The sequence below is a fragment of the Rhizobium sp. AB2/73 genome (assembly GCF_020871915.1).
GTDB classification, from domain to species: Bacteria; Pseudomonadota; Alphaproteobacteria; order Rhizobiales; family Rhizobiaceae; genus Rhizobium; species Rhizobium dioscoreae.
Genome location: NZ_CP067071.1, coordinates 152251 through 174839, shown reverse-complemented (window position 1 = coordinate 174839; position 22589 = coordinate 152251). Strand labels below are relative to the sequence as shown.

The window sequence follows — 22589 nt, the reverse complement described above, 5'->3', positions numbered from 1 at the left end:
GTTATGCGTCGAAACATTTGGCTTGCAGGTGCGGCAGGCGTGATCGTCGGTTCTTGGTTGACCCTCGTCGCGATTCAGGTCAGCGAGCGTGGTTTCAGCCTGCCCCACCGAGGCCACCGAGGCCACAGCGACACGACAGCTCAAAGCAAGCCGGCTGCGACTGTGCCGGGCGAGACCGGCAGGGCCGGCACCACACCACCAGAAGCTATCGAGGCACCCAAGCCAGCCGAGACCACGAAGCAGAACGACGCAAATTCAGGGCAGGCGCAATCGGAAGGCCAACCGGTAGCGCAAGCCGGCGGCTCGGCCACGCAAGCAACGAAGGATAAGACAACGATCCTCGCCACAGCGTCCCCATCGACAAGCAGCTCCGACGGCAGTCCCGAGCTGTCCGCCGCTGCCATGGCGGCGGCGGCGCAGCCGGTGACGCAACAGGACGACAAGGTTCCGACCGATCCTGCCCGTTCGAACGACGTATCGACGAAGCCAGAGGGAACACAAAAGCTGCCGCCTGCAACAGAGACGGCGAGCAGCAAGGATGCCGCCACGTCCCAGGCCCAGCAGCCAAACGAAGACACGCCGGGCAAGGCGGTAGCCGCTTCATCGGAGACTGCGTCTGACGACCAGGCCAAGGCCGATCTCATCCCGGACAACCGGATACCGGCCGACCAGATCGACAGGGAGACGGCGGCGGCCGAACATCGAACCCTGCCGCCGGAATTGCCGCGGCAGCAGGTTCAGCCGGCGTCTCGGTCCGAACAGGCAGCGCTTGATCCCGCATCCAAGCCAAAGGAGCAGACGACAACGATCGAACTCGTCCGCCCCTTCTCGGATCAGGCCGGCATATTGACCATCACCGGTAGGAGCGTACAGCTCACCGGGATCATTCCGACCGATGTCGACCGAATGTGCACCGGCCCGAGCGGGAAGGACTGGCCTTGCGGCCAAGCCGCGCGCACGGCATTCCGCATGTATCTGCGTGGCCGGTCGATCGATTGCGATGTGCCCGATGCCAACTGGAAAGGCACCGTCAAGGGCGCCTGCCGCTATGTCCGCGTCGATCTCAGCGCCTGGCTGGTGCGCTTCGGCTGGGCCGATCCGGAGCCGGGTTCGCCGCTTGCATCGCTCGTCGACGAGGCCAAGCAGAAGAAGCGCGGCATGTATGGCGACGATCCGCGCAAGAATGGAAAATCGACGCTCGGGCCGGCCTTGCCCAAGGAAGACCCGCTCAACCCGATCTGACGCCTTGCTTCCGGCACCACAGCTTTGCGCGTCATATATGACGCGCAAAGCTCGCCACAGCACTTCCAATCCGCCGCATAATTCCTTAAATCGATTCCGATTCAAGGAATTATGCAGTAACTTTTGCCATGGGACGCGCGACTTTTCAGCTTGCCAAATTCAAAGGACTTCGCCTGTCATGAACAAGCCGCTTTCTGCTCACGAGGCCCTGATCTACGTCATGGTACTGGCCTCGGCCGTCGATCGCACGATGAACGACCGGGAGCTCAGCCGTATCGGAGAACTCATTCACGCCCTGCCGGTCTTCAAGGGGTTCGACGACGAGAAGCTGATTTCCGTCTCTCGCGATTGCGCCAAGCTTCTTTCGAACAATGAGGGATTGGACATCGTGCTCGAAACCGTGCGCGATACGCTTCCCGCCCGTCTCTACGACACGGCCTACGCTCTTGCCGTCGAAGTCGCTTCGGCCGACCTGTCTGTCAAGGCCGAGGAATTGCGCCTGCTCAGCCTGCTTCGCGACCGTCTCGGCCTCGACAAGCTGACCTGTGCGGCCATCGAACGCAGCGCAATCGCCCGCTATCGCAAGGCCTAGAGGCTTTTTCCGAAATTGCGCTAATCAGTAAAGCCCGTAAGGGAAATAGCGCAGATAGATTTCCTGCAGCCTGCCATCGCGCGAAAGGGTGGCAAGCGCGTGGTTGATCGCGGCCGTCAGATCGGCATCCTGCTGGCGCAGCATGATGGTCATGCCTTCGCCGAGAAATTGCTGCGACAGGTAGGGACCGTCGAAAAGGGCACAGCATTTTTCCGCCGCCGGCGACGAGACCCAGAAGGAAAGCTGCAGGCCATCGGCAAATGCCGCATCGATCTTGCCGTCCTTGACGGCGGCCAGCAGCCCATCCTTGTCATCGAAGGGCATCGGCTTGATCGCCGGGAAGAAGGCCGTCAGCATCGCCTCATGCACCGTTCCCTTGACGACGCCAACGGGGTGTCCGGAGAGCGAGGCAGCAGTCGTGCCGCCGATCGACGCCTTGAGATTGCGCACGAAACGGGCCGGCAACATCAGGAACGGCCGTGAAAAGGCGAAGGTCTTGCGCAGTTCGGGCGTGACTGCAACGCCGGCGATCACGGCATCGCCTTGCGAAGCGGCAAGCGCGCCCTGCAATTCGCCGAAGGGCAAGGCCTGGATCTGGCATTTGTCCGCTATTGCCAGCTCGTCGCAGATCTTGCGCGCCAGCTCGACATGGAAGCCGGTGAGCTTGCCGTTCTGATCGAGGAAATTGAAGGGCGGAAAGTCGATCGACGTCAGGAAGCGCAACCTGACCAGCGAGGACAGATCCGGCTTCGGCAGGCGCTCACGCGCATCGAACAGGATTGGCAGGCTCTGCGGCTTCGTCTCCTGAGCGGCAAGCGGCAGGGTGCAGGACATGGCGATCAAGGCCGTAAGCGCAAGATGCCGGGCGACCGACATGATCGAGGAAAGGCAAACACGCATGGTCTGGATCCGGCCTCCGGTCGTGGATGCACATTTCTGGTTTCACGAATCCGATGTAGCAGAGTCATGCCGCAGGGGGAATATCGCGGCCTACTGATGGTCGAAGCGGCTCCGGGATGAGCGGCGTTCGAGCCTTTTACTTTTTCGGCAGGACGAGCCGTTCAATCTTTGCCGATCGGGTGCCGCCCGCCTCCCCGCGCCGTTTCAGCAGCCGTGCCGGAGCGCCGACATAGATGCCATAGGGCTTGGTCCGGCCCTTGACGACGGCATTCGCACCGATGACACATCCTTTGGAAATATGGGAGCCACCGAGGATCTTGGCGCCTGCTCCGATCCAGACATCGTCTTCGATGACGATGGGTTTCTTCGTCACGCCCTGCAGACGAATTGGGCGGGAAATATCATCGAAATTGTGATCGAAGGAAACGATCATCGCATGCGCGGCGATGCGTACATCATTGCCTATGACGATCCCGCCGCGGCCCAGCAGAATGCTGTAATCATTGAAGGAGACGTGATTGCCGATCTCGATGCTGCCTTCCTGTGCATCGATGACGACTCCCTTGCGGAAATGCACCCTCTCACCGATGCGAACATCGCCGCGCCGCCAGATGATCCTGGTGCCGAGAGGTACTTTCGTGCTGCGGGCAATCTTCAGCGCACCGCTTCGAAAGAGCGCCCTCAGCCTGTAAAACCATGCTATTCCACGCATTCCGACGCTCCTGACAAGAGGCGCCTGTTTTTGCATACTTGTCTGGCGGCCACCTGAATGCGCTACAGATGGCGATGCGGCAGCGCAGCCACAAGTGCTGTCCTTGCATTGCTCAGGTGCGCGCAGCAAGACCCGTGATCAATGCAATCACGCCAAAGCCCGCCGCCCCTGCGCACACGGCAGCCCAGCCGCCGAAATCCCATGCCGTGCCGGCGAGCGCCGATCCGAGAGCTCCGCCGAGGAAGAAGATGCCGACGAACAGACCATTGATCCGCCCGCGCGCCTCTGGCTTCAGGAGATTGACGGCACGGCGACCCAACGTCTGATCGCCGGTGACGCCGACATCGAGCAGGACGGCGCTCACGCCCAGAAGGATCAACAAGGCCACGGAGCCACCCGAGCGTATTCCACCCACCCAGGCGGCCAGCGCCATCGCGGCAAGCACGATCAGATGCGAGACCAATGTCGCCGTCCGTGTCCAGCCCCTGTCGCCCATACGGCCGAAGACGGAGGTCGCCGCAGCGCCACCGGCACCCACAAGGGCAAACAGCGCGATGCCGGATTGGCCGAGCGAGAATGGCGGCTGCGCCAGACGCAGTGCGACGGAAGTCCAGAACAGGCTGAAGCTCGCCATCATCAAGGCTGCCGTGAAGGCGCGCAGCCGCAGCACCGGCTCCTCCCGCAAAAGCTTGAAGAGCGAACCGATCAAGGCCCCGTAGCTCGCGCTGATCAGAGGGCGCCGCTCGGGCAGGCGTAAGGCAAGCACAGCGGCGAGGAGCGCAAGCGTTGCGGCGCTCAGCGCATAGAAACTTCTCCAGCCCCAAAAGTCGGCAATCAGGCTCGCCAAAGGGCGTGAGACAAGAATGCCGACCATGACGCCGCTCATGACATTGCCGATCACCCGGCCGCGATGTTCGGGCGGCGCCATCGCTGCCGCGATCGGCACGAGGATCTGGATGGCGGAACAGGCCGCTCCCAGAAGGAAGAGGAAGATCAACAGGCTCCAGCCGGTCGGCGCGAAGGCGGCCGCGACGGCCATGGCCAATGCGGAGAGGAGCATGCGCAACACCAGCTGCCGGTTTTCCATGAGATCCGCCAGCGGCACCAGAAAGAACAGGCCGGCGGCATAGCCGAGCAGCGAGGCCATGGCCACCAGGCCGGCACCGCTTTCGGAAAAGCCGAGCGACGGACCGATGATGCCGACCAGTGTCTGAGGCGCGAAAAGATTGATGATGATGACACCGGTCGCGATGGCGAACAACAAGGTCGAGGGAGCAGCCGTTGCTGCGGAAACCTCTTCCTCCGGCTCGCTCGTGATGCATTCCGGGACTTGCGACATGATCTCTCCAATAATTTCTGATAATAAAGATAGCCATCATTATCGCTTTGTTGCATAATGCGACAACTGAAATGAACTAATAATGATTATGCGAGTTCAGCATGAACATTCATGACCTGGAAGCCTTCGTCGCGGTGGTGGAAACAGGTTCGATCGTTGCCGCCTCCGCGCGCATCAATCTGACCCAACCCGGCATCACCCGGCGCATACAGAACCTGGAAGACAGTCTCGGCATCGCTCTCCTCGATCGGCAGTCCAAGCCCTTGCGACCGACGGCGGCGGGACGCGAGGCCTATGAGCATGGCCGTCGGGTGCTGCGCTCGCTCGACGATCTTAAGGCCGGCGTTTCGCCCGGCGGCACGATCGGCGGCGAATTCCGTCTCGGGATCATGCCTTATCTCTCCGAAGCGGCCTTATCGGCCCCGCTCGACGAATTGCGCAGCCAGTTTCCGCAATTGACGCTGCGCATCGTCACCGGCTGGTCGCCGCAACTGATCGAACAGGTCGCGCACAGTCAGCTCGATGCGGCCACCGTCTGTCTGGCAGAGGGGCTGCAGCCGCCGGACAATGTCGTCGGCGAGATGCTCGGAGTCCATGCCGTCATTCTCGTCGCGGCACCGTCGCTGGGCGTCCCCAAGGAACCGAAATTGGAAGATCTCTCCCGCTTCCCCTGGATCATGAACCAGAGCGGCTGCGGCTTTCGCGCCTTCATTCAGCATCGCTTCGAAGCCGAACACCTGCCCTTCGACGTCGGCGTCGAGGCCATGAGCGCCGATCTGCGCATGTCGCTGGTCGCTCGCGGCCTCGGCATCGGCGTTATCACGCCCGCCGCGTTGGCCGACAGCCGCTGGCACGATGCCATCGAGATCGTCGAGGCACCGGATTTCAGCCCGAAAGTCGTCAACTGGATGATACATCGCCCGCCGGCGGGGCGGCTTGCCCGTCCGATCGCAATTTTTGGGGAAGCGCTAAAGGAAACGCTGAAAACGAAGAGACCGCTTCTGGCGTGAAGACTATGGAGCGGGTGAAGGGAATCGAACCCTCGTATTCAGCTTGGGAAGCTCGACCTAAAACCTATAGTTCAAGCACTTAGCTGTAAAACTCCGCCGTTCGCGCGAGAAAAAGCCGTTTAGTATCAATAGGGCTGTAAAACGGCGCGGACTGCTAGTTCGGCATTTTCTTGTGCTTGTCGAGTTCGTTTAGCAACGGGATGAGACCTTCGGCGACATCAGGAGAAAGGCTCTCAAAAATCAAGCCGGCCCGCTCGATCACCTCGTAGGTGCGAGCGTCCACGATGGCGAAAGTGCCGTCGTCATCTTCGACCAGGGCATAGCGTTCTCTCATGCCTCACGATAACACGCTTTCGCGCGGCGAATCCAGAAGCGCTGTCCCGGCGCTTGACTCTTCTCGAAAATGAGAACATTTTGAGAACAAATTGAGGAAGACGCCATGAGCACCGCCGAGAAATTCATCATCCTGCCGTATCGAAAGAACCGTGGCAATTTGGTTCCGGGCGAGATGCGCCAGGCAACCAGCGTTCCATCCGCAGAGAAGATCGCGGCCTCGATGGCTTCCCGATTTGTTGGCGTTGCGGCTTATGCCGTCATGGTCGACGAGGAGACCGGCGATATGTCGTCGCCCCGGCTGCTCGCGAAGCATGGCGAAATCGCCGACCTGAACGCCGCCTGAGATAGACTGAAAATTTGATGAGAAAGGCCCGCCGAACCGGCGGGAGCGGAGACGTGCGCAACACTGAACCTGCTGCTTCCCCACCAAATACGCTTGCAGATCATAAGGGGGAAACGGTCGATTTCATCTGCGAGGATTGCGAGATCCTGAAGCGGCTGAAACCATCGGCTCTCTTGGAAGAGTATGGCAATCAGACGATGCCCTCCCTTCCACCGCTTGTCGCGAAGTCGCTGGGGTGCAATCGCACCGAGAACGCGTTCTATGACCGATGCAGGATGCATTTTCACTTCTCGCCGGACGAATGGGCGAAGCGGTTGGGCTACATCGATCCGCGAGAGCGGAAACGTGAAGAGCTTCGCTTTTCCGATCTGAGCCGATGGCATAGGCTCTACGTGCATTGCAGCTGCGGACGGAAAAACGAGCTGGATCGAGAGCGACTTGAGAAATCATTGGGAAAGGATGCCTTGATTTCTGCCGCCGCCGGCAAGCTTGTCTGCAAAAAATGCGGCGTCAAAGGTTCGGCAAAGATCATCGTCCGCTCGCCGCCACGGGATTAGGGGGAAAGACCATGTGCAATCTTTATAATGTGACGACGAACCAGGAGGCCATCAGGCAGATCAGCAGAGCGATGATCGACAACATCGGCAATCTTGAGCCGGAGCTCGATCTTTATCCCGACCAGATGGGGCCGATTGTTCGTAACACACCGGCCGGCCGAGAACTGGTGAAGGTTCGCTGGGGATTGCCGTCGTCTCAAAAGGCGCAGCTCGACGCCGCCACGAAGCGAGCCGACAAGCTGCGCGCCAAAGGCAAGGAAGTGAACTTCGAAGAGCTTCTGAGGATGGAGCCGGATGGCGGCACCACGAACGTCCGCAACACATCAAGCAAGCATTGGGCGCGATGGCTTGGCGTGGCAAACCGCTGCGTCGTGCCGTTCACGCGGTTCGCCGAGCCAGATCCGGCAAGCAAGGTCGAGGGAGGGAGGACGCCGAACGCCTGGTTCGCAGGCAGCGCGGACGAGCCGCTGATGTTCTTTGCGGGCCTATGGGTGCCGCAATGGCGATCCGTGAGGAAGGTGAAAGAGGGAGAGATTACCGTCGACCTCTATGGCTTCCTGACGACGGAACCGAATGGGATCGTTGGGCCTATCCATCAGAAGGCCATGCCCGCAATCCTGCGAAATCAGGATGAGGTCGAGACCTGGCTTACCGCACCATGGGAGGAAGCGAAGGCGCTTCAGCGGCCCTTGCCAGATGACGAGCTGGTGCTGTTACCAGCCGTGAAAACCGCAGGAGAAGAACAATGACCGAAGATAGAATAGGGAAACTGGAAAGACGAGTTGCCGAGCTCGATGGCCGCTGCGTGATGCACGAGCTGCTTATCGCGCAATTGTTGGGCACCGTTGGCTCAAGCACCGGCGACATAAAGGGTTTCGTCGGACGCGTGCTCGGCAACGTCGCACGCGATCTCCAATCCGCCTCGAAAGCTGCAGGCGCTGCGCAAGAGACACGCTTTGCCTACGCCATGAAGACACTGGAGAACTTCGCGGGGAATATGGCGGGGTCGCTCGGCGGCGTTCCGAAGGGTGATCTGAACTGAGATGCCCGAAGAACTTGAGCGCCCGATAGATACCGTCCACGTCAATCACTGGTGCGAGCATCCCGGCTGCAAACAATGGGGCGGCTTCGGTTACGATATCGGCAAGGGCGAGACAAAGTGGTTTTGCTTCGAGCATCGCTGGCTGGACTATCGCCAGCCGCGATATGGTGATCGGCCGAGAGGCTGATCAGTGCCATCCTCAAAGTTTCAGCCAGTGCCGGACGATCGCAGAAGCCGTGTCGCTCGCCCAAACTATGAGCGACCCGACAGAGATCCCGAACAATAGAAGAAGTGCACCGACGCCCGTACCGAGAAGCTTGATGCGCCGCCATTCCGAAAGGGCCGGCTCGACTTCCTTGTGGTTTTTAGTAACGGTTTCCTGAAGGATTTTCACCTCGTCGCGGATCTGAGCGTCGACAAAGCCGGCTATGGCAATGGTCTCTTCGGTTTTGGCAATCTGCTTACCTTGCTCATCGAGCCGTCTATGGATCACGGCCCGGCTCTCGTGAGCATTTTCCTTCTCCTCCTGAAAATCTTCCCTTATCCGATCGAGCCCGTTTTCCAGGCGGCCGAGGGTGCGCACGATTTCGTGCAGGAGATCGCTTTGCGTCGGCATTCAATTCTGTCTTTCACTGCAGGAGGGAGATCAGGCCGGGCGCGATCACGCAAAGGAACGCGCCTGTCGACAGAACGAAGAGGATGAGGCTCACGCGCGCAGGCATCACGGATGCCTCTCGAAGTTGGCCTTGGTATCATCGTAGAACGACGCGCAGCGCTCACCACGCGCATTCGCTCGATCGAGGGCGCTACGCTCCCTCACCACGACGGAGCGCAGCTCGTCGCCTACCCTGACGGCGGCATGCGGCTCCTTCTTCCGGCAATCATCGGGCAACGGCGGCAGATTGGTGCCAGCCGCGATGACACCACTTTCCGATGATGCCTTTTCCAGCCGGTCAGTGAGACTGCAGGAACTGAACGTCAGCGTCATCAACAAGGCACTGGCGATCGGCAGCAGCGAGCTTCTTTTCATAGTCGGCGATCTCGATATCGGTTTGTGCGTCTTTGGTAAGCTGGGCGGCATCATCGGCCGCCTGGCGCTTTCTGGCCTCTTCTAGGGCTTGGGATGCGGCGTTGCGCTGGCGTTCCAACTCTGCCGTCTTGGCTTCCGCTGTCGTCTTCTCGCTTTCGAGCACATAGCCCTTCAGCGCCTCGTCCTTCACCGTCTGCACGCGCCCCACGGCAATGTCGCCGATTAGCGGGACGGCCTTGAGGATGGGATAGTCGTTGAGGATCGGCAGGCCGGTCCAATAAATCGAGGTGAGTAGGACGCCGACAGCTACGCCGGCGCCAATTTTCAGATAGTCGAGTATGCCGAACATCATTTCACCTCCATATCCGGCGGATCGGCCGGCGCGGCGCTATCGTCGCGGTAGGGGAGCGCCCGGCCGGTGCGCCAGATGGCGATGACATCCTGCACGGTGGCGAAGCCGGTATAGCCAAGGATGAGGATCGCGATCAGCATGATCCAGCCATAGGCGATCGTCTCATTGACGCGCGTATCAGGCGCGCTGATGAGCAGATGTAGCTGGTAGCAGGCCCAGCAGACGACAGGAAAGATGATCACCCGCCGCCACATCCATGCGGGCTCACCGTGTTTCTTCCTCGCCATCAGCGCGCCGCCTCGATCGCAGCGGCGAACTTCTTGGCGTAGCCGGCGATATCGGCGGCGCGATCCGTGCTGTTGATGATCTTGCGGGCGCCGATCCAGTCACTGGCCGTGCCGCTGAAGAAGTCGGCGAGCTTCCTGCCCGTGAAGCGGCCATTGATCATGCCGTCAAACAGGATCTCGACGGCCTTGACGCGATCGAGCGCCATGTCCGGATGATCGGCAATGCCGTATTTGGCGTAATTGTCCCGGCCGGTGATCTGCACCAGGCCTCGACCGCGATAGCGCCAGCCGTCGCCGCTCGCCTCGTCGCCATTGCCTATGCGGTTCGCATAGGCGCGATTGGCGATCCGCTCCGGCTGACGGGCATAGGCGGTCGCCTGCGCGGCGCTGAAGTATTTCGGGAATGTGGCGCGAAGGCGATTGGCCGAGTAGTTGAGGTTTTCCGAGATGGCGCACATGGTGCTGTCCGTCTCGTGATAGACCGTCGCCAGCATATAGGCGAGCCAGCGGTTATCGACGGGCTTGGCCTGCCATTCGTCGAGAATGGCTTCCATGCCGTTGACCTGATCTGGCGACAGGCGGCCGCCAAACAGCGACGCGCGCACCGCCGCGAAGAATTTCGCGTGATCCATGATAGTTGATCCTGATTTGATGAAAGATGAGCGCCGACTAGGAGACGGACTCGTAAGTGCCGTTCATGGCGAAGGCCATGCCGTTGGTGCCGGGATAGGAGGCGTCATAGTTGGTGATGAGGATGGTGGGTGTTCCGGGGTTCATATAACCGAGCAACGACTTGCCGTTGAGCGCGGTTTCCCGGCCGACATAGGTAAAGATCTCTGGACCGCTCGCGACAGGAAAATTGTCGACGATGATCGCACCACTGCCCGTGCCGTTGGTCGCAACGCTGCCCGTTATCTGGAAATGAACCTGACGGCCAACCTTCTTGTATTTTCCCGTCACAGTGGCTGTTGTGAGCGTGCCGTTCTGCGAACGGATCGTTGGCGAGAAAGCCGTCCAGGCTGCCGCGACGTTGTCAGTCGCGGGATCGGAGCGGGACCAATCGATAAACCTCACGTCGGCCGGATTGAACGCCATGAGCAGCGGGATCGTCGCGCCAACGGCGAACCGCCCGGAGGCGTCGCTGACACCGAACATATCGCCGTGCGCGAACGCCACGCTGTCGCTCCGCGATAGATCCATCGACACGCGAACCGCGCCCTTGGATTTCACGCGGCCCCACTGACCCGGCCGGATATCTTCATAGGCGATACCGGCAAACAGGCGAGCTGCATCCGTGCTGGTCATGGTGCGCACGCCAGGCCGACCGGTCGTTGCCCATGCGACGGCCGTCTTGCGCAGGATCGTGGTCGCACTGGAATTATAGACGCGCTCCTCCTCGTCGGTGAAGCGCGGCCGGAACAGCTCGTTGACATTGAAGAGATCCGCGACGGCCGAGCTGCCGAGCGCGGTGTTGATCGACGCTAGGATCGTGGCATTGGCAACGGCGCGATAGTCGCTGTTGAAGGTGACCGTCTTTGTCGTTGCGCCGTCTATCAGCACGGTCAGCGTCTTCGCTGTGGTCGAGCAGTCGCCAAGGCGCTTGCCGAGCTGCGTTACCGCCTGGTCCGCATTCGGTCCGATCAGGTGATCGCCCACGTCAAGGAACCCGTAGACGCCACCGGCAAGGCCTGCCGCTCCGGCGACGGTCGTCGTGCCGCCAAAGAGCGCGTCCGCCCCGGTTCCGGAGACGGTTACTGAAGAGCTCGTGCCAGTGGTTGCACTCGTGATCCGCAGCGCGCGAGAAAAATCATCGTCGAGCACATAGGGAGCCGGCGTATTGCCGTAGCCGGTAACCGTCGCCAACATCTTGTTGGCGGGCACCTTTGCCGGATCTGTCGGCATCCATGGCCATGAACCCAAGACCACCGGACCGCCAAGGCGGTTGCCGACGAGCCGCACGACATCGTTCTGAAGCGAACCGATGTTTGCCCAATAGAATGACGCGAAGGTAGAGCCGGGCGTCGCCGCGCGTGGATCGAGGTCATTGCCCTCAATATCGATCGTGACAGGCGCGGCGGCCAGTCCCCAATTGTGGCAGTGCAAGGCATCGAAATTATAGCCGAGCAGCGTCGAGCGGCGCACTTCAAGACCGCCGCCATCGCTAATACCGGCCCCGATCGCGCTGCAATTATTCCAGACCAAAGATCCGCTACCGCCGTTCGCATCCTGGTAGGCCTTGGCAGCGTCATTGCCCAAATGCTCCAAGTGGCAATCTTCGATAACCTGGCGACGGCCAAAAAGCGTGTTAATGCTGTCGGCATGAATGACGTATCGGGCGTTCTGGGCGGTCAGCCTGAGATTGCGGAGCGTGATCTCATTATGGAGGTCTACTGTCGAATCGTTCGCAATACTTGCAAGCGAGGCATTCGCCGGAAGAGCAAAGGCGAGGATCGGCCTCTGCAAACCAACACCAGCGAATTCCAGATTATCGATGCTCGGATAAAAGAAAGGATAATTAGAGCCGCTATAGCTACCGGCGCCATCGATTGTAAAGCGTACGCCAGCCGGCGAACCGGCAATGGCGCTCGCAATCGTGGTGAAGTCGCCGCCAGCCGGAGCGATCTTGACCGTTGCGCCCTTTTCTCTCGAACGAAGACGGGTTTTGCGGGCAGAAAGCCTGGTTGAGAGATTATGGCGCAGGCGCGCAGTCGCTGCCGCACCTGTGATGCCGGCTATTGGCGCATCCAGAACCTCCACGATAACGTCGAGGATCTTCATGGTATCCGTCGTCAACGTCACCATATCGCCGCTGACGACACCGCCCGTCTGTACGCCATTTTGAAGAGTAACGACGAATTGCTCGACGCCGGCGACGGTTGTTCCCTCAACGATATAGGCGCGGACGGTACTCGACCTTTGCTGCGAAAGAACGCGGTAATTGGTCAGAAAGCCGCCGCCCGTTGGACGCAGGGATGCCCCGACCAAAGGGGTAATCACGCGCGCATAATCCGGCGACGTCTCAAGCAAGATCGTCACCCGGATATTGGCGCCGCCGAGATAACGAGCATCGTCATCCTGCGGATACCAGATCCAGTTGATATAGGTGAAGCCGCCAGGAGTACCGGCCGGAATAGACCAGCCAACGATATTGTTCGTCTCGGAATCGCGAAGCCAAGAGAGCCCGCTTGCGAGCGATCCGACGCCTTCATACTTCTCAGCGGCAAGCGAGGCCCCAAAGCGCGACTGTGCCAGGCCGCGCAACGCAAGGCCAATATTCTCCGAACCCGACGACGCATCCGGGGTGCTGACAACGCGATATGTCACCGATCGCAGGGTCAACGACGCAATTGACGGGGCAGCGACGGCCGCAAGCGAAACCTGCGCTATCAGCCCAATCGCCGGCTCATTGCCGACGACGGTATAGCTGACCGTTCTCGTCAGAGTGCCGCCAATCTGTTTCTCGGAAACCAGTGCGCCGCCGGTAACACCCTGGCCGCGACCGATATCGACATATGCTGTACTCAGCGGAGCGCGAGACAAAAATCCCGCCGTCGCATCGAAAACGGCGGTGATGTAAATTGTCCTTCCCGCCAGAGCGGCAATCTCTTTCGCGTCCGAGAGGGGATATGTGGAGATGTTTGCCGAACGGCCGTCCGAATTGGCGGGAATGCTGAAGCCGATCGGATATCCCTCGCTCGACAGGATCACCGTTGCGCCAGACACCGGAAAATTGAGATTGAGCGCCTTGCAGTCATCGAACCGTTCACCAACGCTCGGCAGATCGTCCGGGCTGATCAGTGATCCAGACGCCTGCAGGTCGTCGACGATGGCCTCTAACGCCGACAGACTGGTCTGTGTAGTTTCTATGTTCTCCTGAACTTCCTCACCCCAGGCCTGGGCATCTTGATTTAAGACGCGGCGTGCGCGGCCTTCCTCATCATATCCCGCAAACACATCGTTTGCCGTTTTGGTGTAACCCGACATTGCAATTGCCCCGATTTTTATGAGAGTAGAATCGATCAGCTGCCGCTGTGATTTATGACTATGTCGTAGTCTTTCGCAGCACCTGGCGTGCCGTCGCTAGTGATCGTCTGAAACCGCCAGGTGCCACTTGCGCCCGAGCTATCAGCGAAATGGACCTGTTGCCCTGGCCGGACATTGACTTGCGAGAGCGTGACAAAGCCCGCGCCGATATTCCGTTGAAACCGAATGGCTGCGGCCCTGACTTCGGATGCCGTCAAGGTTATGTCGATCGTCGCCGGCTGCGCGCCGGAGCCGGAAATTCCGGGCTCTAGATGGACACTGACCACGGTCGGCTGCGCGCAGGCGGCATTATCAACCCCGACGACCGTATGAAGCGGATCGGAGAAATAGGTTCCGTCGTCATCGTCGAAGACGCGCACGCGGGTATCGATCGTTCGCCCTTGATAGTCTCCGGCCGCATACGCAAGATTTGTGGCGGGCGGGCTCGGATAGCCGAAATCCTTCACCAGGGGATTGAGCTTTTCCTGCGCGGCCGTTTGCGCCTTCAGAAGATCGGTATGCTCCTGAATTTTCCGCGACTCTCGCTGATACTCATCCTCGCTTGACCCACCGCCGCCTCCGCCTTTCTTCTGGCCGGTGACCGGATAATCCGCCAGGGTAACCGGCTTGACCTTATCCTCTTTTTTGCCGGCGTTCGGGTCGGCCGGCAGGCGCGGACCCGCTTTACTGGCGGCAATCGCTGTTTTCCCGGTCAGGCTGGCGCGAATGGCGTCGGCGGTCAGCGCAGCATTGTCCTGCGATTGGCCGGCGTTACTGAAGGCATCATTGATGCGATCAGTGACAGCCTTGGTCGAATAGAAGAGTTTGCCTGTTCCCGGATCTGCGGCGGTCTGGTCGCCATTGATGGCGCCGGCAATCCACTTGCCGACGTTGTTCAGGCCGGTTGCTTCGCCGAAGTTCTGACCGCTGTTGCTGATGGCGTTTTGAAGACTGATCCACTTATTGTAGAGCTTGTCTATCTGACCGAACAGCGCATCGAAGTTGATTGCGTTGATCGTGCCGGCGGCCTCGTCCACAAACGCGGCAAAGGTCTTCGAGGCCTCTCCGGATTTGTTGAACTTTCCGGCCGCATCAACAAGGACGTTCTGCAGTCGGACAAAGCTCCCCGATATCGTGGTTTCGGAGCTGGCGACCTGCTGCGCAAGGACAGGTGCGCCGGCAAGGAAGGCGCGGAAGAAGGCCTCAGACGAAACCTTTCCCGATTTGACGAGCTTCGTCAGTTCCGAGACAGAGCCGCCAGCTTCCTTCAAGCCGGCCGCCGTCGCCTGCAGGATGGAACGACCGCCATCGAGCAGGGAATTGTATTCTTCCGCCTGAACGGTCCCGTTTCCGAGCGCCTGGCTAAGCTGCAGCAACGCGCCCGCCGATTCTTCTGCCGAAGAGCCCTGCACACGCAAAGCAAGCGCCACCTTGTCGGAAAAATTCAATAGATCCGACTGGCTGGCATGCAATTCCTTCGACGCCATCGAAGCGCGGCTATAGAGCGTGACCAGCGTTTCCAGCGGCGTATTATTTTGCTGCGCCGACGCGAACAGCTTGTCATAGACATCTGTGAGCTGCTGGCCCGAAAGCCCGGTCACCTTCAGCGCATTGCTGATCTTGATGGATGAATCGATCAGCTCTTTTCCGCCGGCCGCGCCGCCGATCAGGGCAAAAGCCTTGACGCCGATCGAGGCAAGGCCGTCGAGCTGACCCGATACATTCTTGTTCAACGCGGCGAACCGGCTTTCGATGGCCTTGGCATTCCGGGCGGCCAGCGAATTCGATCGATTGAGCGCGTTTTCGAATGTCTTCGTGCGCGCCTCAAGCGAGACTATGAGCTGTTCGATATCAGTTGCCAAGGCAAGACCCCATGCGGCCAGTGGATTGCGGATCGACGGCTAGAAACCGTCGATACCAAGTTCAGCGAGGCGATCCTCGTCCATGCCGGGCGGAGGATCGTCCTTGGTGCGATTGGCGAGGCGATACCCCTCAACAGCGCAGGAAAACTCCCACAAGGTCATCGAGCCGATGTCGCGGCCGATTACTCCACCCCACTTGTAAAAGCGGGACCATCGCCATTTTCCGCGAGGGAGTGGGTCGGACTCTGGTTCTCCCCCGCTTTCGACTCCCCCGGCGGATCATCCTCAGCGCCGTAAAGCGCTGCCATAAGGATCGTTCTCGCCAGGAGCACGAAGGAGGTCAGAGGTTCGTCATGGCCGATGTAGCGTTTCACGAGATTGCGAGCGGCATCCTTGGGCAGGCCACCGCCTTCCAAGCCGAGACGAATGGTCTCGATGATGTCATCCACATACCATTGGCCCGATGAGAGGCGCTGCAGGATATGCATCGGGCCGGCGTCGCACTTCACCTCAAGGGCGCGAAGCAGGTCGAGACCGAGCAGGAAGGTGTGCTCGCCACCAGCCCATGTAAGATCGACGCCACGCATCAGGGACCAGCCACGGCGGCGGTGCGCACCGGCAGGCCGTCGAACTGAATGTCGATCTCAGCCGTAACCTTCTGGCCGCGCTCAGCCGTATTGTTGAGGTTGACCAGGTAGGCCGGGCCGGTCTCGTACTGCGTTTCGCCGACATCAGCTTTCAGGTGGCCGATGCGGATATTTTTGGTCGCTCCACTGTACCACCAGTCCGTCATCATGCCGTGCGACTGCTTCGCCCATACGCCAGTCGCGGAAATCGTGACTTCCTGCGATTGGACGGCGCGCTCCACGGCGGCGGGCAGCGCCTCGTCGTCGCAATCGGGAACCTCGCTCGTGCTCATATTCGATGCACGATTGACGTTGCGGGACGTGAGGCCGCAAATCCTAGCGAAAGTGCCGGCCACTTCCGTTTCGACCTCCAGCACCATTTCCGCGAAATTCTCGGTAACTGCTCTTGCCATTGGCTTTCTCCATGGGAAATCGCGCCGGCGAACGCCAGCGGAAGAATGGGCGAGTAGCCCGGTTGCAATCAGGTGGTTGGGCGGCTGCGGCGGGGTGACACGGTGCGTTCCGCGCGGCCCGTATTCACCGCGTACTCAACGACATCACGCGGCCACTTGCGGATCGACAATTTCCCGCACGGCCAACTCTTCGACGAGTGCGGTTATGCCCCACGCATCGACACCAACGCCGCCGTCATCCGGCAAGAGACCCGCGTCGCGGACACGAGCGATGATCGCTGCAGCCTCCTCCGCATCCTGCGTTGGTCGATCACAGATGACGAGATCACCGCCTTCTTTAGCGAAGCCGTTCAATAGCTCCGCGATGTTCTTGCGAGCTTCCAAGACGGTCGGATGGCACCAGGCCTTTATCCAGAGCAGCCATTGCCGTGTCACTTTGTGCCGACCGATGAGAGCGAGGCCCCAAAGGTCATCAAGGCCACCAGCATCGCCGCCTGCGACGATCTCTGCCCATCGTGGTTTCGAGGTCGCCGGCGCTGTCGATTTCATGAAGATCTTCGATGGTAGCGTCGCGCTACTCGGTAGCGTCGTAGGTGAGGTCCCGTCCGGGCCGTGGGCACGTGAAGAAGGTAGATGCTTTGAACGTGTGCTCCACCTGGAGAATGAGACGTCGTCGCCAACCCAGGCGATATCGGTATCTGCCTGTCAGGGCCATCGCGTCACCAACGGGGCCGAGCCCGCTCCAGCTTGAAACTAGATACGATCATCATCGACCACTGCATCAGGCTTCGGTGGGCACCTGGCCGACCTCGACCATGACAGGTGGGTGCATGGTACCGAGGAGGCGGAGGTGGACAGATGCGCCCGCATTGAGGCGGGCAAGTTCGTCAGGCGTCGGCTGCCATGCGGTGACCATGCATGGCGTGCCTTCGCCACCAACTGTGCAGTTGATGGCTTCGTCCCTGATCGGCAAACCGAGATAGCCTTGGCTCTTGCCGATGATGCGGGTCGCGCCTTCGATCATTGCAATCTGCATGTCACCAACTCCGAAACGATTGACGTTCCTGCTTCTGCTTCAGGCTGTCGTGGCAGGGCTTGCACAGGCAATGCAGGTTGTTCTCATCCCAGAACAACACCTCGTCGCCGTGATGCGGCGTCTTGTGGTCTGCCACGAGCTGCGATGTGTCAGCCTCGATGCGACCGCATCCCTTCATCTGGCAGGTGAAGAGATCGCGGACCAGCACGCTTATGCGCAGCTTCTGCCAACGAGCCGTCTTGTACCAGGCGCGCCATGGCTGCGTGCGGTCACGCTCACGATGGCGCTGCGCTTCCGCTTCCTGCCTGGTCGATATCGACGGCGCAGCAATGCGTGAGCCGAGCGCCTGAAGACGCGGCTTGATAGACGATAGCCTTGCCATGAACCTCGACCGATTGCGGCCCCAGAAACGCGAAACCCGCCGGGCTTTCGCCTAGCGGGTTTCGTCTAACCTTTTACAGTGTGCTTAATGTGCACCAAACATGTGCCGCGTGTCAAGCGGCTATCTCACTGCAGTTTCCGTTGCATTTTCAGTAGCTTGAGCGTTCGGTGCGCTTCTGCGCGATGGTGCCCACGGTTGGCGATTTGGGGAGAACGGAAGCAAATCATGGGCAGCCATAGCGCCGGAGAGCGAGTCGTGCAGCGCTTCAAGCGCAGATTGCCAGAGCTGCCATTCGAGGCGCGCAATCACCGCTGATCTGATCGGATCTGCAAGCCGATACTTACGGTAGGCACCACGCATAGGCCGTTGGCGCTTCACATGGAAACCATTGTCCTCGTACTCGATCGTGCCGCCGAAGGCGTCTTTGGCATAGCGCTTGATAAACCAGGCATCCTTGCCGCCATTCTTCACCGTGACGACCTTCGGCTGTTCCGCTGTCCAGTCCGGCCCGCGCTTCAGGATCGCTGCGCTGGTGACGAGCGTGACGATATGGCGGCCGTTCAGCCTCCCGCCGCGCTCATAGACCTGCTCTGCGGCGATGCGGTCGACTTCGGCGCGAATGACACCGTGGGGATCATCCCATTCAGGGAACGGCCACCAACCGCTCATGATCTCGTAGCCGTTGCGATCAGCCAGCGCCCGCACCGCATTGCCGACGATCAGCGCGTCGGGATGCGGCTCGCCAATGTTCACGAAGTTGCCGACGACGCCATAGCCGTTCGGGCTCTTGTCGATATTGGTGCCAAGCGTGATCACGTCAAACATCATCTGCCAGACGGACGGAGCGGCACTCGGTCCGACAGAACCGCTTTCAACCTTCGGCAGTTCCTCAACGAAGGCCCAGGTCAAAAGGGCTTCGATACCAATCATCTTCTTCATTTTCACCCTCTTTTGATCACTTGGACATGTAGGACAGCAAGCAATTTCACTTGGACAGGTAGATCAGTAACTGGACTGAAATAACTCAATAAAAACAACGATTGGAACGCTAGGACAGGTATTTCGACGCGGCATCATGAAGACAGCAATTGCTTGTCGTTACAGTGCCCCACACCCTTTACTACGCGCGCGCATAGCGACATGCGGAAATTGCTGCCCTAGCGTTCCAATCATTGTTTTCATTGACAAATCTCTGCCCAATGCCTCGTTATTGATGTCCACATCATCGCCTCTATCTGTCCTAGCCGTCCGGCCCGAACCCCTTGGATGGACACAAGGCAGCAAAGCGGAACGCTGCCCGCGATGTCCATTCAGGGGGTCCGGGTGAAAGTCAGTCTTGGAATGGATCATCGTCGTGCCGCTTGTAACCGCCGCTGGCGTGCCGATACTCATCCTTGATGCGGATGCCGCAATAGATCGTGCCGTTCGATCTCGCCTTCCAGAATTGCCGTTTTGTGCCATCTGGAGCGTCCCAATCCTTTTTCGCCTGGTCAGGTAATCGGCGTGTCAGCGTCGCCTGCTGGAACTCCGGAAGACCGTTGATTTTCGCGTAAACCTTGAACGCGTCAAACAGCGATCCTGGCGTCTCCCTATCCTCCGCGGCTCCAGTAATGATGCAGCCATTGCGCAGGAAATCGCCAATCGGGTCGCTGTCCTGTCGATATTCATCGGTCGCCTCAACCACCTCAGTTGGTGGATTGAGACCATGCTCCAGGTAGTCGATTGCGCCTCGCACCATCCACGCGAAGATCAGGTCTTTCTCGGCTCTCAGCTTTTGCGGCAGCTCCCGATCTATCTTCGTCTTCTGGATCTGGACGTTGAACGGGATCATATGGACGCGTGCCCACATGCCATCCGAATCGTCGATGATGACTGGCTTATGGTTGCCGGAGATGATGATCTTGAAGTGCGGCGTCAGCTCGAAGAATTCCTGATTGAGGCGACGAACATCCATCTTCGTGCCGCCCGTCATCTTCTTGATCAGCGCGCCCTTCAATTTTACGCCCTGCTCCGGCTCCTCGGCCGTCACCAGTCGCACGCCGGGGAGGCGGGCAAGATCTGGTGTTGCGTCCGAGCCCTTGCGCTGCTGATCGCCGGCAAAACTGTCGATCGACATGGAAACGGCATAGTCCCCGAGCACATCCAGCATCAGCTCCGCCAGCGTGGATTTGCCATTTCGACCGCCGCCATAAAAGAAGAGCAGGCAATGCTCGGTTGTGAGACCTAGAAGGCAATAGCCGAAGAACCGCTGCAGAAACCGCCGCATGTCGTCTGATGGCATCACCTCCCGAAAGAAGCGCTCGAAGGTGACGGGTATCCCATCCGGATCGAACGTGACGGGCGCCAGCTTGGTAAGGTAGTCCTCCTGGCGGTGCGGATCGAGCCGTGCGGCCCATCGCCCGTCCCTGCGAACGAAACGCAGCGTGCCACTCATGGTGTTGATGGCGTACAGGTCGGTATTGAGATCCTTGACCATCTTTGCGCAGTGTGGCGCGGCTTCCGTCAGCATATTGTTGATCTTCGATGTACCGGCCGAGCTTTTGGCATGCGCGTGGCGGGAGGATATGCGGCCCTTGCGTGATTTGTCGGCGGCATCCATCGCCTCGATGGTCGCCTGAAGCTTCTCAAATTCCTCAAGCTTTTCCGCGTCCCAATCCTTGGCCTTTTTTCCGAGGATCTTCATTTCGGCGAGCGCCAGTCGTCCAGCCTCAATCTTGGCCCGCTCGTCATCCGTCGCATCCAGTAGAATAGCCTCATCTTCGATGAATTCCGCCGTTCTTTGAGCTAGAGGACGCACACCGGAGCCGTCCTCATCCTCTTTGAACCGCATTCCGTCATAGACGTGCCACCCGACTCGCGCCACGTTCAAAATATCGTCGCCATAGCGAATGCGGAAACGGTTGCCATTGCCAATATCGGTCTCGGGCTCGCGAGCGCACCATTCCAGTATTTCTTCCGGAGATAGCTTTAAGGACGGCTCTGCGATTTCCGGCTCTGCAATCGGCAAGGGGTCCGGGTTCTTTCCGGAACGCTGCAACGCAGCCTCCGCCATCTTTCTCGCGACCGCCTCCGGCAGCGTCGGTCTATTCGGCTTGTCAGTCATCTATGCCCCGATCAAATGCGATGTCATGAGTTTGGAAAAGTCCGCGCCTTCCGGCGGCCACCATGTTTCGATGGCGCGTCCATCCCGCGAAAAGCGCTCTTCGGCGCGCGCCATGGCGGAGGCGGTAAACACCGGCTCGCTATCGCCATCGGCAAGCAGCACGAGCTGCGTGACGTGGTCCGCGATCTGCAGGGCCTCGTCCGGCGCCATATCCGCTTTTGGAACCGGCCCCGGCACGCGCTGGCGAATGGTCCGGCCGTTGGTGCTCTGCTTTGTCAGCGTCGGATGCGCGAAGGCCGATTTCGGATCAGCCGGCCCGGCAAGGTTGCCGAGATCGCCGGCCGCGTAATAGAACGTATCCTCGCGAAAGCCCTCGGCGCCGGCAATGGCAAGGCCGTTCTCGATCCCCTCACCGCCAACCCATCGCGCCGACGCCATCAGCCCGAAGAGCGGGATCAACGAGCCCTTTTTCGTGCCGCGCATCTTCTTTGCCGGTAGTGGATTGCCGTCCTCGTCGGCCCCGAGATCCGCGCGGAACTTCGGCGCCCGGCGAATGTCGATCCATGTCTGGTGACAGCCGGTAATCCGCATATCGAGGTTCACGAAGGGCGCGACCATGGCCGGGCCGGTATAGTGCGCGATCTCGAAGCCGCGCCCATCCTTGCCGTGCCAATAGGTGCTGCTCGGCAGAAGCCTCAGATTGGTAAAGACGCCGTCATGCATCTGAAATCCGGTGCGCAGGTAAAGATATTGCCGCAGCAGATCCGTTTCCGGATACTCAGGTGCCCGCAGCCATATGCCGCGCGCCTTCTCCACCTCGCGCTGGCGAAACCAGTCCTGGTCCTTGTTCGCCTTTTCGGCATTGGCCTTGTTGATGCGCTTGCGCTCTTCGATCCGATCGAGTCGCGCATGCCGATCCGCCTCGCTCTCGCGCTGCGCCTCATCTGGAACCGGTTGCCCGAGCGCATCGGCGCAGGCGGCAAGAAAGCCCTCGCGCGTCGAGGTATCGTGATGGTTCGCCAGCGCCATGAGGCTGATGCCGTCCCGGCCCTTGCCGCCGCATTGCCTGCAGTTGAAGGCCCCGGCCAACGGACTGATCGAGAACCTATCCTTGCCGCCGCAATATGGGCATGGGCCGGCATGGTTTTTCGTCACCTTGTCGGATGCGATGATACCGAGCGCGACGGCCGCCTCTATGACGGTAACCGAGCGGGCTTCTTCGATGAATAGGGTGATAGGGTCCGTCATTCTATTTCAGTCCCCATAGCTCGTATAAGGAAGGATGCTCTGGCTGGGGATCTGGCGGCAATCCGAGCCGCAAGAGTGCGGAGCGCATATGCTGCTTCCAGCGGCAAAACTCCGTTTCCGAGCATCCTGAGCTCGTCCACATGGGAGGCCATCC

General features: G+C 59.9%; 28 protein-coding genes. 8 read left to right on the top strand and 20 right to left on the bottom strand.

All coding sequences use genetic code 11. The features are described 5' to 3' along the window. Window positions 1-3 precede the first annotated feature (3 nt). Window positions 4-1242: a thermonuclease family protein gene (locus I8E17_RS00960; protein ID WP_113367275.1), complete on the top strand. Its 1239-nt coding sequence runs from the start codon at window positions 4-6 to the stop codon at window positions 1240-1242. Between the two features lie 178 nt (window positions 1243-1420). Further along, window positions 1421-1834 carry a tellurite resistance TerB family protein gene (locus I8E17_RS00955; RefSeq protein WP_015338732.1) on the top strand — a complete coding sequence of 138 codons (414 nt, stop codon included), beginning with the start codon at window positions 1421-1423 and terminating at the stop codon, window positions 1832-1834. A gap of 24 nt (window positions 1835-1858) precedes the next feature. Here the strand turns inward: I8E17_RS00955 and I8E17_RS00950 are convergent, their stop codons facing one another. The 3 genes from I8E17_RS00950 to I8E17_RS00940 form a co-directional block, all read right to left on the bottom strand. Continuing rightward, entirely contained in the window at window positions 1859-2668 is an 810-nt protein-coding gene (locus tag I8E17_RS00950; RefSeq protein WP_229002136.1) for a transporter substrate-binding domain-containing protein, read from the bottom strand. Window positions 2669-2870: 202 nt separating this feature from the next. Beyond that, window positions 2871-3446, bottom strand: a complete 576-nt coding sequence (locus I8E17_RS00945) for an acyltransferase (protein WP_069611248.1) — start codon at window positions 3444-3446, stop codon at window positions 2871-2873. 112 nt (window positions 3447-3558) lie between these two features. Then, entirely contained in the window at window positions 3559-4785 is a 1227-nt protein-coding gene (locus I8E17_RS00940; RefSeq protein ID WP_069611247.1) for an MFS transporter, read from the bottom strand. Between the two features lie 101 nt (window positions 4786-4886). Between I8E17_RS00940 and I8E17_RS00935 the strand changes: the two genes are divergently transcribed. After that, a complete protein-coding gene (locus I8E17_RS00935; protein ID WP_069611246.1) occupies window positions 4887-5795 on the top strand; it encodes a LysR family transcriptional regulator in 909 nt (302 codons plus the stop codon). 154 nt (window positions 5796-5949) lie between these two features. Here I8E17_RS00935 and I8E17_RS00930 read toward each other — a convergent pair whose 3' ends face one another. Next, the gene (locus I8E17_RS00930; RefSeq protein WP_219510997.1) at window positions 5950-6129 is read right to left on the bottom strand and encodes a hypothetical protein; all 180 of its coding nucleotides are present in this window, start codon (window positions 6127-6129) and stop codon (window positions 5950-5952) included. A 105-nt stretch (window positions 6130-6234) separates the two neighbouring features. Between I8E17_RS00930 and I8E17_RS00925 the strand changes: the two genes are divergently transcribed. From I8E17_RS00925 to I8E17_RS00905, 5 genes are read left to right on the top strand one after another with little or no spacing between them, the layout of a single operon-like run. Further along, a complete protein-coding gene (locus tag I8E17_RS00925; RefSeq protein WP_219510999.1) occupies window positions 6235-6474 on the top strand; it encodes a hypothetical protein in 240 nt (79 codons plus the stop codon). A gap of 53 nt (window positions 6475-6527) precedes the next feature. Then, window positions 6528-7031 carry a hypothetical protein gene (locus I8E17_RS00920; RefSeq protein ID WP_219511000.1) on the top strand — a complete coding sequence of 168 codons (504 nt, stop codon included), beginning with the start codon at window positions 6528-6530 and terminating at the stop codon, window positions 7029-7031. Between the two features lie 11 nt (window positions 7032-7042). After that, entirely contained in the window at window positions 7043-7780 is a 738-nt protein-coding gene (locus I8E17_RS00915) for an SOS response-associated peptidase (protein WP_219511001.1), read from the top strand. After that, on the top strand, window positions 7777-8073 hold the full coding sequence (locus I8E17_RS00910) for a hypothetical protein (protein ID WP_219511002.1): 297 nt from the start codon (window positions 7777-7779) through the stop codon (window positions 8071-8073). The genes I8E17_RS00915 and I8E17_RS00910 overlap by 4 nt, the downstream gene beginning before the upstream one ends. 1 nt (window position 8074) lies before the next feature. Then, window positions 8075-8260 (top strand): hypothetical protein, encoded by a 186-nt coding sequence (locus I8E17_RS00905; RefSeq protein WP_219511003.1) that lies wholly within the window; start codon window positions 8075-8077, stop codon window positions 8258-8260. Between the two features lie 12 nt (window positions 8261-8272). Here the strand turns inward: I8E17_RS00905 and I8E17_RS00900 are convergent, their stop codons facing one another. From I8E17_RS00900 to I8E17_RS00830, 16 genes are all read right to left on the bottom strand, one after another. Continuing rightward, the gene (locus I8E17_RS00900; RefSeq protein ID WP_219511004.1) at window positions 8273-8689 is read right to left on the bottom strand and encodes a DUF1515 domain-containing protein; all 417 of its coding nucleotides are present in this window, start codon (window positions 8687-8689) and stop codon (window positions 8273-8275) included. A 105-nt stretch (window positions 8690-8794) separates the two neighbouring features. After that, window positions 8795-9061, bottom strand: coding sequence for a hypothetical protein (locus tag I8E17_RS00895; protein ID WP_229002063.1), 267 nt, complete (start codon window positions 9059-9061; stop codon window positions 8795-8797). Then, on the bottom strand, window positions 9027-9455 hold the full coding sequence (locus I8E17_RS00890; RefSeq protein ID WP_229002062.1) for a hypothetical protein: 429 nt from the start codon (window positions 9453-9455) through the stop codon (window positions 9027-9029). Before I8E17_RS00890 ends, I8E17_RS00895 begins: the two co-directional genes overlap by 35 nt. After that, window positions 9452-9742 carry a hypothetical protein gene (locus tag I8E17_RS00885; protein WP_219511005.1) on the bottom strand — a complete coding sequence of 97 codons (291 nt, stop codon included), beginning with the start codon at window positions 9740-9742 and terminating at the stop codon, window positions 9452-9454. Before I8E17_RS00885 ends, I8E17_RS00890 begins: the two co-directional genes overlap by 4 nt. Continuing rightward, window positions 9742-10374: a hypothetical protein gene (locus tag I8E17_RS00880; protein ID WP_219511006.1), complete on the bottom strand. Its 633-nt coding sequence runs from the start codon at window positions 10372-10374 to the stop codon at window positions 9742-9744. Before I8E17_RS00880 ends, I8E17_RS00885 begins: the two co-directional genes overlap by 1 nt. Window positions 10375-10411: 37 nt before the next feature. Then, a complete protein-coding gene (locus tag I8E17_RS00875; RefSeq protein WP_219511007.1) occupies window positions 10412-13726 on the bottom strand; it encodes a hypothetical protein in 3315 nt (1104 codons plus the stop codon). Between the two features lie 35 nt (window positions 13727-13761). Next, a complete protein-coding gene (locus I8E17_RS00870; RefSeq protein ID WP_219511009.1) occupies window positions 13762-15627 on the bottom strand; it encodes a tape measure protein in 1866 nt (621 codons plus the stop codon). A gap of 39 nt (window positions 15628-15666) precedes the next feature. Then, window positions 15667-15789, bottom strand: coding sequence for a hypothetical protein (locus I8E17_RS35265; RefSeq protein WP_257714001.1), 123 nt, complete (start codon window positions 15787-15789; stop codon window positions 15667-15669). A 20-nt stretch (window positions 15790-15809) separates the two neighbouring features. Continuing rightward, window positions 15810-16214: a gene transfer agent family protein gene (locus I8E17_RS00865; RefSeq protein WP_219511010.1), complete on the bottom strand. Its 405-nt coding sequence runs from the start codon at window positions 16212-16214 to the stop codon at window positions 15810-15812. Next, window positions 16214-16666: a phage tail tube protein gene (locus I8E17_RS00860; RefSeq protein ID WP_219511011.1), complete on the bottom strand. Its 453-nt coding sequence runs from the start codon at window positions 16664-16666 to the stop codon at window positions 16214-16216. Before I8E17_RS00860 ends, I8E17_RS00865 begins: the two co-directional genes overlap by 1 nt. Before the next feature lie 144 nt (window positions 16667-16810). Continuing rightward, complete coding sequence (locus I8E17_RS00855) at window positions 16811-17215, bottom strand: hypothetical protein (RefSeq protein WP_219511012.1); 405 nt, start codon at window positions 17213-17215, stop codon at window positions 16811-16813. 232 nt (window positions 17216-17447) lie between these two features. Next, window positions 17448-17702: a hypothetical protein gene (locus I8E17_RS00850; RefSeq protein WP_219511014.1), complete on the bottom strand. Its 255-nt coding sequence runs from the start codon at window positions 17700-17702 to the stop codon at window positions 17448-17450. Window position 17703: 1 nt separating this feature from the next. Further along, window positions 17704-18084 carry an HNH endonuclease signature motif containing protein gene (locus tag I8E17_RS00845; RefSeq protein ID WP_219511015.1) on the bottom strand — a complete coding sequence of 127 codons (381 nt, stop codon included), beginning with the start codon at window positions 18082-18084 and terminating at the stop codon, window positions 17704-17706. Window positions 18085-18204: 120 nt separating this feature from the next. Beyond that, window positions 18205-19023 carry a hypothetical protein gene (locus I8E17_RS00840; protein WP_219511018.1) on the bottom strand — a complete coding sequence of 273 codons (819 nt, stop codon included), beginning with the start codon at window positions 19021-19023 and terminating at the stop codon, window positions 18205-18207. Window positions 19024-19414: 391 nt separating this feature from the next. Further along, window positions 19415-21187: a phage/plasmid primase, P4 family gene (locus tag I8E17_RS00835; protein WP_113397437.1), complete on the bottom strand. Its 1773-nt coding sequence runs from the start codon at window positions 21185-21187 to the stop codon at window positions 19415-19417. After that, on the bottom strand, window positions 21188-22435 hold the full coding sequence (locus I8E17_RS00830; RefSeq protein ID WP_219511020.1) for a primase-helicase zinc-binding domain-containing protein: 1248 nt from the start codon (window positions 22433-22435) through the stop codon (window positions 21188-21190). Between the last annotated feature and the right edge of the window lie 154 nt (window positions 22436-22589).